Origin of the sequence: Odoribacter laneus YIT 12061 (assembly GCF_000243215.1) — a bacterium.
Taxonomy (GTDB): domain Bacteria; phylum Bacteroidota; class Bacteroidia; order Bacteroidales; family Marinifilaceae; genus Culturomica; species Culturomica lanea.
The window spans coordinates 2657356-2669687 of the sequence record NZ_JH594596.1; the positions used below are offsets into that span (position 1 = coordinate 2657356).

Genomic DNA, 12332 nt, shown 5'->3' on the forward strand with positions numbered 1-12332 from the left:
ATCAAATTTACAACAAACACATAAACCATTAAAATTTACTATTATGGCAAAAATTAATTTCGGAGGAACAGAAGAAAACGTAGTCACCCGTGAAGAGTTCCCGCTTTCCAAAGCATTGGAAACTTTAAAGAATGACACAATTGCAGTGATTGGTTACGGAGTACAGGGTCCCGGACAATCTCTTAACCTGAAGGACAATGGCTTTCACGTCATTGTCGGACAACGGAAAAACAGCAAATCCTGGGATAAAGCTGTAGCCGATGGCTGGATACCGGGAGAGACTTTATTTGAAATGGAAGAAGCCGCAGAAAAAGGGACAATTATTCAGTATTTGCTCTCCGATGCAGGACAAATCTCAGCCTGGCCTTTGATAAAAAAACACCTGACTCCCGGAAAAGCACTTTACTTTTCCCATGGCTTCGGTATCACGTATAAAGAACGGACAGGCATTATCCCTCCTGCCGATGTCGACGTTATCCTGATCGCTCCCAAAGGCTCCGGAACGAGTCTGAGAAGAATGTTCCTGCAAGGCAGAGGGGTGAATTCCAGTTATGCTATTTTTCAGGATGCTACCGGAAAAGCTATGGAAAGGGTTATCGCTCTGGGAATTGGTGTGGGATCAGGCTATCTGTTCGAAACGACCTTTCAAAAAGAAGTATACTCCGACCTGACGGGAGAAAGAGGTACCCTAATGGGAGCTATCCAAGGACTTTTTGCTGCACAGTATGATACCCTAAGGGCTCATGGACACACACCTTCCGAAGCGTTCAATGAAACGGTAGAAGAACTGACCCAAAGCCTTATGCCCCTGATCGCCGAAAACGGAATGGATTGGATGTATGCCAACTGTTCTACAACGGCTCAAAGGGGAGCACTGGACTGGTGGGAAAAATTCAGAGATGCGGCCAAACCCGTATTTGAAGAATTATACCAGGAAGTTGCCTGCGGAAATGAAGCCCAACGATCTATTAATGCCAATAGCCGGCCCGACTACCGGGAAAAGTTAGATTCCGAACTGAAAGCCATGCGGGATTCAGAAATGTGGCAAGCCGGAAGCATAGTCCGCAAATTGAGACCGGAAAACAACTGACCCCTTCGGAGGACAAAGGTTTAAAAACCGACTATTTTAAACGAGCCGCTACGTTATTCGCCCTCCTCGGTTTATTTACTTAAAGGCCGATTTTGCGATTCCGGCCAGAAAGGGACAGCTGAAATTTTAAGCCTTTGTCGCTCTTTTTACATTTAAACCAAAAGACATGACAGAAAAAATATACATCTTCGACACGACTTTACGGGATGCGGAACAGGTACCCGGTTGCCAACTGAATACAATCGAAAAAATTGAAGTGGCCCGCCAATTGGAAAAACTAGGTGTCGATATCATTGAAGCCGGATTTCCGGTCTCAAGTCCGGGAGATTTCAATTCGGTCGTAGAAATTTCTAAAGCCGTTACGAATCCGACGATCTGTGCCTTAACCCGGGCAGTGAAAAAAGACATCGAAGTAGCCGCAGAAGCGTTGAAATTTGCCCAAAGAGGACGTATTCACACAGGGATCGGGACCTCAGATTATCATATCTATGAAAAATTAAACTCCACTCCTGAAGAGATCATCCGGCAGGCGGTAGAAGCAGTAAAATATGCCCGCCGATTTGTAGAGGATGTGGAATTTTATGCGGAGGACGCAGGGCGTACCGCTGAAGAATACCTGGCCCGGGTGATAGAAGCCGTTATACAGGCAGGCGCAACAGTGGTAAATATACCTGATACGACGGGCTATTGCCTGCCCAATGAATACGGTGCAAAAATCGCCTACCTGAAAAACCACGTTCCCAATATCGACAAAGCCATTATTTCTACTCATTGTCACAATGACCTGGGCATGGCAACAGCAAATACCATTGCCGCTATCCAAAACGGCGCCCGCCAAGTAGAAGTAACAATCAATGGCTTGGGAGAACGAGCCGGGAATACCGCTTTAGAAGAAGTAGTAATGGCCATTTCCTGCCACAAAAACCTGAATTTCGATTTAGGCATCAACACCCGGCAAATAATAGCGAGCAGTCAATTAGTATCCAGTCTGATGCGCGTGCCTGTCCAGCCCAACAAAGCGATTGTAGGTAGAAACGCCTTCGCACACTCTTCCGGCATTCACCAGGACGGAGTACTGAAAAGCAGAGAAACCTATGAAATTATCGCTCCGGAAGAAGTAGGCGTCGATCAGTCCAGTATTATCCTCACAGCCCGTAGCGGACGTGCAGCCTTAAAACATCATTTAAAAGAAATAGGTTATACCCCGGAAGGCGAAGAGCTGGACATCCTCTACCAGAAATTCCTGGAACTGGCGGATAAGAAAAAAGATATCACCACCCGGGATCTGGAAGTATTAGCAGGTATGGAAAAATCCAGAAAGAATCGTTCTCTGAAACTGGAAGCTCTGCAAGTCGTATGCGGTTCCACCACCCTTCCTACAGCCACAGTACAAGTAAGCTTCGGAGGAGATATATTTACAGAGACAGCTAGTGGAAACGGTCCTGTGGATGCCGCCTTTAATGCCATAAAAAGCATAACCAAACGCCGGGTTCATGTGGAAGAATATCTGGTACAAGCCATTACGAGAGGGAGTGACGACTTGGGGAAAGTACATGTGCAAATATCCCATAAAGGGAAAATGTATCACGGATTTGCAGCAAATACAGATATTATCTCCGCTTCGGTAGAATCTTTTTTAGATGCAATCTCGAAAATTTCATAATTTTTCAACAATCGTCGGAAAATACAGATGGAAAAATGGCAGCCCATCACCTTAGCCATTTACTTTTAAACAGACAATAACCAACAGGAATCAAACGCTAACTGATAAACGTTTTAATTAAAATTCATGAAGACATTATTCGATAAGATTTGGGAAGCCCACGTAGTAGATGCTATCGCCGGAGGAGCATGTGTATTGTATATTGACCGGCAATATATACACGAAGTCACCAGTCCACAAGCTTTTGAAGGCCTTCGTAAACGGGGAATAAAAGTGTTCCGTCCCGATCAAACGACAGCCAGTCCCGATCACAATATACCGACCATACACCAACATCTACCGGCACAGGATCCCCTTTCCCGGGAACAACTGTCGACGCTGGAAAAAAATTGCGCCGAACAGGGAATCCGGATTTTTAAAGTAGGAAGTTCCCGGAACGGTATTGTCCACGTCGTCGGTCCTGAAACCGGTTTGACGCAACCGGGTATGACGATTGTCTGTGGAGACAGCCACACGTCTACCCACGGAGCTCTAGGATGTATTGCTTTCGGAATCGGTACCAGTGAAGTGGAAATGGTATTGGCTTCCCAATGCGTTTTGCAAATCCGTCCCAAAACCATGCGCATCAATATTGAAGGAGAATTAAAAGAAAACGTATGTGCCAAAGACATCATCCTTTACATTATTTCCCGGCTCGGAACTGATGGCGGAACGGGTCATTTCATCGAATTCGCCGGCTCAGCTATCCGTTCGCTTTCCATGGAAGCCCGGATGACCATTTGTAATATGAGCATCGAAATGGGAGCCAGAGGCGGTATGATTGCTCCGGACGAAAAGACATTCGCCTATTTAAAAGGCCGGGAATACGCCCCTCAAGGGATCGCTTGGAAAAAAGCACTGGAAAAATGGAAGCAACTTTATAGTGATCCCGATGCCGTTTTCGATAAAGAAGTAAATTTCCGGGCCGAAGACATCGAACCGATGATCACTTACGGCACAAATCCCGGAATGGGTATAAAAATTAACGGTACCATCCCCCGTCCGGAAGAAATAGCTCCCTCTTCCCGTCTTTCTTTTTGGAAAGCGTTAAAATACATGAATTTCCAAGCTGGAGACCGGATGGAAGGCAAAAAAATAGACTATGTATTTGTAGGTAGTTGTACCAACGGACGCATCGAAGACCTAAGGGCTTTTGCGAACTATGTAAAAGGAAAAAAGAAAGCGCCTCACATAACGGCCTGGATTGTTCCAGGAAGCAAGCAAGTGGAAAAACAAGCGATTGAAGAAGGTATCCGGGATACCCTGGAAGCAGCCGGATTTGAATTACGCCAACCCGGATGCTCGGCTTGCCTGGCTATGAATGAGGATAAAATTCCCGAAGGGAAATACTGTGTGGCCACTTCCAACCGGAACTTTGAAGGACGACAAGGCCCGGGAGCGCGAACTCTCTTAGCCGGTCCTTTGGCTGCCGCCGCTACAGCCATACACGGAGTGATCACCTATCCCGATTTATCCCCCGCCCCCTCCGAATTCTAAAACAACCGAACATTTGAACCTTTAAACATTTTCACATTTAAACCTCAATCCCATGATCGACAAATTCGACATACTGACCAGCACAGCCGTTCCCTTAAATATCGAAAATATAGATACGGATCAGATCATTCCCGCCCGTTTTCTCAAAACAACTCACAAAGAAGGTTTGGGGTCCAACCTTTTTTACGACTGGCGATACGACTGGGAAGGACATCCGCAATCCGGATTCGTCCTAAATGACGGTAAATACAAGGGATCCATCCTGATTGCAGGTAAAAATTTCGGATGCGGATCCAGTCGCGAACATGCGGCCTGGGCCATCCGGGATGCCGGTTTTAAAGCGGTCGTATCCAGCCATTTTGCAGATATATTCCGCAACAATGCCCTCAATAATGGCTTATTACCTGTACAAATTTCAGAACCGTTTTTAGCCGGACTGTTTAAGCAAACAGAAGCTTTTCCAGAGACCCTTCTCACTATCAACCTGGAAAAACAAACGATCTGTTATGAGAATGAAACCGAAACATTCGATCTCAATCCTTATAAAAAAGAATGCCTTCTAAAAGGTTTCGACGATATCGATTACGTATTGAGCATTCGGGAAAAAATACAGGCATTCGAAGAACAAAGATAAAGTAGGTTTTCGGACTTCCCCAGAAAACGATAAGTGTTCCTTTCGCCCCCGTATATGTTCTCGTCGATTGATGCAGATCCGTTGCTGATAGGTGAACTTTCGGTTCAGAAAAATTTGTTGTTGTTCAATATGAAAGTTTTATCCGGAACGAAATTCTGCCAATCAGCTCCCTCAGGTCGTCTATCAACGACACGCCGATCACGAAGGTTAATCTGTGTGAACCTACATAAGGCCGGAGAAAAAGTAATAATTAAATTTTAACAATAACATTCAAAAATACGATGAAACTAAAAATAGCCATACTTCCGGGAGACGGTATCGGTCCCGAAATTATAAAACAAGCTTTAAAGGTCATGGAAGCAATAGGAAACCGATTTGGACATACCTTCGATTATTCCTTTGGCCTTGTCGGAGCAGCAGCCATAACTACAAAAGGCGATCCGTATCCGGAAGAAACCCATCGGATGTGTATGGAAGCTGACGCCATACTTTTCGGTGCCATAGGAGATCCTCGCTTCGACAATGATCCGAAAGCCAAAATACGGCCGGAACAAGGACTTCTAAAAATGCGAAAAGAATTGGGCTTATACGCCAACATACGGCCTGTCGCAACTTTTCCGTCTCTTATCCACCGCTCCCCGCTACGACAGGAGTTAATAGAAGGCGTTGATTTTCTATGTATCCGGGAACTGACTGGCGGAATTTATTTCGGCCGTCCACAAGGTCGTTCGGAAGACGGACAAACGGCTTTCGACAGTTGCGTATATAACCGGGAAGAAATTCGAAGGATATGCAAACTGGGATTTGAATATGCCCATAAACGCCGTCAGCAACTGACGGTTGTCGATAAAGCGAATGTCCTGGCGACTTCCCGCTTGTGGCGGGAAACCGTACAGGAGATGTCGGTCGATTGGCCGGAAGTAAAAGTAGAATATATGTTTGTAGACAACGCCGCCATGCAACTCATACAACACCCCCCTCATTTCGACGTCATTGTTACCGAAAATATGTTTGGAGACATACTGACAGACGAAGCGAGCGTCATCACAGGCTCCTTAGGACTATTGCCTTCTGCCTCCATCGGAATACATACGTCTCTATTCGAACCGATCCACGGTTCTTATCCACAAGCTGCCGGAAAAAATATAGCAAACCCAGTAGCGACAATCTTATCGGCCGCCATGTTGTTTGAATATGCTTTCGGCTTACAGGCAGAAGGAACCGCTATCCGGGAAGCCGTCGCCCTTTCGCTTCAAAAAGGCATTATCACAGAAGACCTGACAGAACACAATCAAACCTACACTACAGAAGAAGTAGGAGATTACATCGCCCAAGTGATATACGCTTAAACAATTACAAAAACTTATGGATGAAAAGTTTTATTTTCCCGATCTCAAACTTATCAGGACGGCCGCCCCTATGCTAAACAAAATCCGGATTCCTACATCCCCTATGAAAAACCGTAATCTTTCGGACTGCCTGGAAGCTTATATATCTTTAAAGCGGTAAGGTTTGTAAATAGTAGATTTAATTTGCTTCCCCTTCTTCGGTTGTTTGCGTTTTTCAGTCGTGCTTCACTCGCTTTTCTGTAAGCTCAAGCTCCGTTAAAACACCAAAACTTCCTCCTTTTAGACAGGCTTTGCCTGCCTAAAGTCGGCGGACAAATGGTGTTTTTTACACTCCGCTTTCGCACAGAAAGACGCTCCTTCCCGCAATGACTGAAAAACACAAACAACCTCCGATACCCGCTAAACTCTCCCCTCGTCGCTTCTTTAAATGTTTTCTCAAAGTTCCTGTGTTTGAAGCCGGAGCCTTGTTTCGGGAAAGAGATATGACGGGAGAGAGCGTAATTTTGTCAGGAAGACGTACCGTTAAAAAACGCAGGGTTGTCCGCCGACGTTAGGCACACGAAGTGTGACTAAAAGGAGGAAGCATCTGCGTTTTAGGGGAGACTGACGATACAAAATAGCGAACGGAGTCTCCAGCTCTTTCCCGAAACAAGGCGGAGGAATACCTAAAAAAATGAACAAGCAAATTAAATCTACGTTTCTATCAAATCCAGGGTGCTTCCAATAAAATCAATACCCTAAATCGAATCCAAAAACTTTTCAGATAATTTCTGTATTTTTACAGCAGAAAAAATCAGCCTATGAAAATAAACAAGACCAATGCGGCCCGATTATTGGATAAAGCTAAAATTTCGTATGAACTGATCCCTTACGAAGTGGACGAAAATAACCTGGCAGCTACCCACGTCGCTGAACAACTGAGCGAAGATATTCAATGTGTCTTCAAGACGCTCGTATTAGAGGGGGATAAAACCGGATATTTTGTATGTGTCATTCCCGGAGATCGGGAAGTAGATTTGAAACGAGCTGCCAAAGCTTCTGCCAATAAAAAAGCCGATCTCATACCGATGAAAGAATTACTCTCTGTCACCGGCTACATCCGGGGAGGTTGTTCTCCCATTGGCATGAAGAAAAATTTTCCCACCTTCATTCACTCCAGTTGTTTGAAATTTCCCCACATCTATATCAGCGCCGGCATACGGGGCTTACAAATCAAGATCTCACCACAACACCTTATCCAATTCACTCGGGCAACTGTAACAGAACTAAGCTAAAGTTTTCTCTGCAAACAATAACAAATGAAAAATGTTAAATTAAAAATATAGGAGATCACAAGAGAATATAAATTATAAAAAATTTATCCCGTCCGAATACAGAAAAAGAAATACTCATCGAATTTAACCAAAAGGTTTCTCCCTTTTTTCGAGATACTTTTATTTATGGTATGAAATTTTTTTATTCAACAACAATTTATTTCCGGTCTTTTGCTTTTTACTTTTTTTCTCTACCTTTACGTTTTCCTTATAAGTAGGTTAACTTAATTTTACAATTACTATTTTAAGATCATGGAAAATAAATTGACGATATACAATACGATGTCGCGCCGGAAAGAGGAGTTTAAACCGCTAAATCCGCCTTTTGTAGGACTTTACGTCTGCGGACCGACTGTTTACGGAGATGCCCACCTGGGACATGCCCGCCCGGCCATTACCTTCGATGTCCTTTTCCGGTATTTGCAATACCTCGGCTATAAAGTCAGGTATATCCGGAATATTACAGATGTCGGTCACTTGACCAACGACAGTGATGACGGTGAAGATAAAATTGAAAAGAAAGCCAAACTGGATCAATTGGAACCGATGGAAATCGTCCAGTTTTACACCAACCGTTATCATAAAAACATGGAGCAGTTGAATACCTTACCGCCCAGTATAGAACCTCACGCTTCAGGACATATTTTGGAACAACAGGCACTGGTGAAAAAAATTTTGGAAAACGGATATGCTTACGAAAGCGATGGGAGTATTTATTTTGATGTAGAAGCTTACAACAAAAAATACCAATACGGAAAACTTTCCGGACGAAAAATAGAAGAACTTTTCGCCAATACCCGGCAATTGGACGGACAAAGCGAAAAACGGAATCCTTATGATTTTGCGCTGTGGAAAAAGGCTTCTCCGGAACACATTATGCGCTGGCCCTCGCCCTGGAGCGATGGTTTTCCGGGCTGGCATCTGGAATGTTCCTGTATGAGCCAAAAATACCTCGGAGATACCTTCGATATCCATGGAGGAGGACTGGATTTGCAGTTTCCCCATCACGAATGTGAGATCGCTCAAAGCACAGCTGCCTATGGGCATGAAGCCGTCCGCTACTGGATGCACAACAATATGATTACCATCAACGGACAAAAAATGGGAAAATCGCTGGGTAATTTTATCACCCTCGATCAATTATTTTCCGGACAAAATGATGTTCTGGAACAAGCTTATTCACCCATGACTGTCCGCTTTTTTATTCTGCAAGCCCACTACAGAAGCCCTCTGGATTTTTCGAATGAAGCCTTAAAAGCTGCAGAAAAAGGTTACGAACGTCTGATGTCCGCAATAGAAGTGCTCGACCGTCTGAAACCTTCAGACCACAACACAGTGTCTGTGGATGAATTGTATGTCAAATGCTTCGAAGCCATGGACGACGATCTGAATACTCCGATTCTTATCTCTCAGCTTTTCGAAGGAGTGCGCATGATCAATTCCATCGCCGCAGGAAAAGAGCAAATCGATACAGAACAGTTGGACAAACTGAAAAAATTGTATCACGACTTCGTATTTGATATTCTCGGATTAAAAACAGAAGGGGAAACCGTAGGAAAAGACCATGAAGTACTGGGTAAAGTACTCGACATGGTAATGTCTATCCGTACTGAAGCCAAACAGAAAAAAGACTGGGCGACTTCCGACAAAATACGGGATGAACTGAAAGCTGCCGGTGTGCAAGTAAAAGACACCAAAGAAGGTTACGAATGGAATATAGAATAAAAGAAAAGGATTTGTCAACAATGTACCTTCAGGAAAAGTACTTGGAAGCATTTCCTTTTTAATTCATTTTATTTTTTATATATGCCCTATTTATACCTAATCCTTATTCTCCTTTTCTGGTCGTGTAAAGGAGAAAAAAAAATAGAAAACAATATAGAGAAAAGTACCGCTACTTCTTCCAAAGAAGAAGTGAAATATGTCAACAGCATCCGTATTCTTTCTCCGGAAAAGAATGCTTTACTCTCTTATAACGATCTTATCGATATTGAATTCTCTGTCAAAGAAAAATTTTCGGTTGATTCTATCCAGATTTTTTGGGAAGGGAAAAAAATTGCCTCTCAAAAAGACTGTAAATCTTATTCCTTCCGGCTCCCTTCAGGAAAAACGGGAAAACAAACTCTTAAAGTCATCGCTTTCCATCCGGATAATAAAAAAGGAGTAGGCAGTGTAAGTATTGTGCTGAAGCCGGATTCCGCTCCTCAAAAATATAACTACGAAGTCGTAAAAACTTATTCTCACGATCCCAAAGCTTACACCCAAGGACTAGTATATCAAGACAACTTTATGTACGAAAGTACGGGACAATACGGCGAATCAGGCATCAGAAAATACGATATGAAAGATGGAAAAGTACTCTCTGTATTAAACATCGATAGTAAACTTTTCGGAGAAGGGATCACAATCTATAAAGACAAAATTTATCAGTTGACTTGGACTTCCGGACAAGGTTTTATATACGACTTAAAAACCTTCAGTCTGGAATCTACTTTTCGCTATAACACTCAGGGATGGGGAATTACAACCCAAGACGATCAGTTGATCATGAGCGACGGGAGTCATAAGTTATACCATATAGCTCCTTCTTCTTTCGGTATTATTCAAGAAACAGAAGTATATGATCACAACGGTCCCGTTAAAAATCTCAACGAATTGGAATATATTGATGGCTTGGTGTGGGCTAATGTCTGGATGAGCGACCGAATTGTCATGATAGACCCGGAAACAGGGGAAGTAAAAGGAGAAATCGACTTGACGAATTTACTACCTGCCTCCGATCAGCGGCAATTGGATGATAGCGATGATGTTTTAAATGGGATTGCCTGGAATCCGGAAAAAAGGACGGTTTATCTGACAGGAAAACGCTGGCCTAAACTCTTTGAAATAAAAATAAAATAATCGAATCGTTTTTTCCAAAACGACCGGAATTTTAAAATAGATGATTATGGCGGATGTAAAAATTGAAGAATCCTGGAAAGAATTATTGAAAGATGAGTTTGACAAACCGTATTTCGAACAACTCATTGCTTTCGTCAAAGATGAATACAAACATTTCCGGATTTACCCCCCGGGAAATTTGATATTCAATGCTTTTAACCATTGTCCCGTAGACAAAACGAAAGTAGTCATCTTAGGACAAGATCCTTATCACGGTCCCGGACAAGCCCACGGACTCTGTTTTTCTGTCCCGGAAGGGATCGAACAACCCCCTTCTCTACAAAATATCTTTAAAGAAATCCACGACGATTTAGGTACTCCCATTCCCAAATCCGGCAATCTGGAACGCTGGGCCGATCAAGGAGTATTATTACTCAACGCTACCCTTACAGTGAGGGCCCATTGTGCAGGCTCCCACCAAAACAAAGGCTGGGAAACATTTACTGATGCGGTCATACAGCGTCTGACAGAAAAGAAAAGTAATCTGGTATTTTTATTATGGGGAGCTTATGCCCAAAGGAAAGGAGCTTATATCGATACTCAAAAAAATCTGGTACTGAAAAGCGTACATCCCTCCCCCCTCTCTGCAAACCGGGGCGGTTGGTTCGGAAATCACCAATTCAGCAAAACAAACCAATATTTAAAAGAACAAGGAATGCAAGAGATCTCTTGGTAAAAAAGTATTAATAATTAACAACTTAACAATAGAAAAGTTCCTTTTAAGAGCATCTTTTTTATTTTTCTCTTTTTACTGTTATCTTTGATGCTCATTCTGTTAATCTTAAAATATATATTATGGTAAATTACAAAGATCTAGGGCTGGTAAACAGCCGTGAGATGTTCAAAAAAGCAATGGAAGGCAAATATGCAATTGCTGCATTCAATTTTAACAATATGGAGCAAATGCAAGCCATCATATCTGCTGCTGTTGAATGTAAATCACCGGTTATTCTTCAAGTATCCAGTGGTGCACGTAAATACGCCAACCAGACTATTCTTCGTTACATGGCCCAAGGAGCCGTGGAATATGCAAAAGAACTGGGACTAAATATTCCGATTGTACTTCATCTTGACCACGGAGACAGCTTTGAACTTTGCAAAAGTTGCATTGATATGGGCTTCTCTTCCGTTATGATTGACGGTTCGCATCTTTCTTACGATGAAAATGTAGCCTTAACTCGTAAAGTCGTGGACTATGCCCATCAATTTGACGTAACCGTAGAAGGCGAACTGGGAGTATTAGCTGGCGTAGAAGACGAAGTTTCCGCCGAACATCACACCTATACCCGCCCGGAAGAAGTAGAGGATTTCGTAAGCAAAACCGGAGTAGATTCTCTGGCTATTTCTATCGGAACTTCTCACGGAGCAAATAAATTTAAACCGGAACAGTGCACTCGCAATGCCGACGGGGTTTTAGTTCCTCCTCCCTTGCGTTTTGACATTCTGAAAGAAATTGAAAAACGGATTCCGGGTTTTCCGATCGTATTACACGGTTCTTCGTCCGTACCTCAGGACAAGGTAGCAATTATCAATAAATACGGAGGCGCTTTAAAAGACGCAATCGGTATTCCGGAAGACCAATTGCGCGAAGCAGCTAAATCTGCTGTATGTAAAATCAACATCGATTCAGACGGCCGTTTGGCTATGACAGCTGCCATTCGCGAAGTATTCGCTTTAAAACCGGCAGAATTCGATCCGAGAAAATACCTTGGCCCGGCCCGGGATTCTTTGAAAGAGCTATACAAACACAAGCTGGTTAATGTATTAGGCAGTGCCAATACCGTAAAATAAAACAAAAGACCGCCTC

10 protein-coding genes are annotated in these 12332 nt (G+C 43.2%); all 10 read left to right on the forward strand.

The window, feature by feature from the left end; genetic code table 11:
* Positions 1-43: 43 nt before the first annotated feature.
* Entirely contained in the window at positions 44-1090 is a 1047-nt protein-coding gene (ilvC, locus tag HMPREF9449_RS11065) for a ketol-acid reductoisomerase (protein ID WP_009137353.1), read from the forward strand.
* A 166-nt stretch (positions 1091-1256) separates the two neighbouring features.
* On the forward strand, positions 1257-2753 hold the full coding sequence (locus HMPREF9449_RS11070; RefSeq protein WP_009137354.1) for a 2-isopropylmalate synthase: 1497 nt from the start codon (positions 1257-1259) through the stop codon (positions 2751-2753).
* A gap of 126 nt (positions 2754-2879) precedes the next feature.
* Positions 2880-4289: a 3-isopropylmalate dehydratase large subunit gene (gene leuC / locus HMPREF9449_RS11075; RefSeq protein ID WP_009137355.1), complete on the forward strand. Its 1410-nt coding sequence runs from the start codon at positions 2880-2882 to the stop codon at positions 4287-4289.
* Positions 4290-4341: 52 nt separating this feature from the next.
* A complete protein-coding gene (gene leuD, locus HMPREF9449_RS11080; protein WP_009137356.1) occupies positions 4342-4923 on the forward strand; it encodes a 3-isopropylmalate dehydratase small subunit in 582 nt (193 codons plus the stop codon).
* Positions 4924-5204: 281 nt separating this feature from the next.
* A complete protein-coding gene (gene leuB, locus HMPREF9449_RS11085; protein WP_009137357.1) occupies positions 5205-6272 on the forward strand; it encodes a 3-isopropylmalate dehydrogenase in 1068 nt (355 codons plus the stop codon).
* 800 nt (positions 6273-7072) lie between these two features.
* Positions 7073-7546, forward strand: coding sequence for a Cys-tRNA(Pro) deacylase (gene ybaK / locus HMPREF9449_RS11095; protein ID WP_009137358.1), 474 nt, complete (start codon positions 7073-7075; stop codon positions 7544-7546).
* A gap of 291 nt (positions 7547-7837) precedes the next feature.
* The gene (cysS, locus tag HMPREF9449_RS11100; protein WP_009137359.1) at positions 7838-9310 is read left to right on the forward strand and encodes a cysteine--tRNA ligase; all 1473 of its coding nucleotides are present in this window, start codon (positions 7838-7840) and stop codon (positions 9308-9310) included.
* Between the two features lie 81 nt (positions 9311-9391).
* Positions 9392-10486, forward strand: coding sequence for a glutaminyl-peptide cyclotransferase (locus HMPREF9449_RS11105; protein WP_009137360.1), 1095 nt, complete (start codon positions 9392-9394; stop codon positions 10484-10486).
* 46 nt (positions 10487-10532) lie between these two features.
* Positions 10533-11201, forward strand: coding sequence for a uracil-DNA glycosylase (gene ung, locus HMPREF9449_RS11110; protein WP_009137361.1), 669 nt, complete (start codon positions 10533-10535; stop codon positions 11199-11201).
* A gap of 119 nt (positions 11202-11320) precedes the next feature.
* The gene (locus tag HMPREF9449_RS11115; RefSeq protein ID WP_009137362.1) at positions 11321-12316 is read left to right on the forward strand and encodes a class II fructose-bisphosphate aldolase; all 996 of its coding nucleotides are present in this window, start codon (positions 11321-11323) and stop codon (positions 12314-12316) included.
* The last annotated feature ends 16 nt before the right edge of the window (positions 12317-12332 follow it).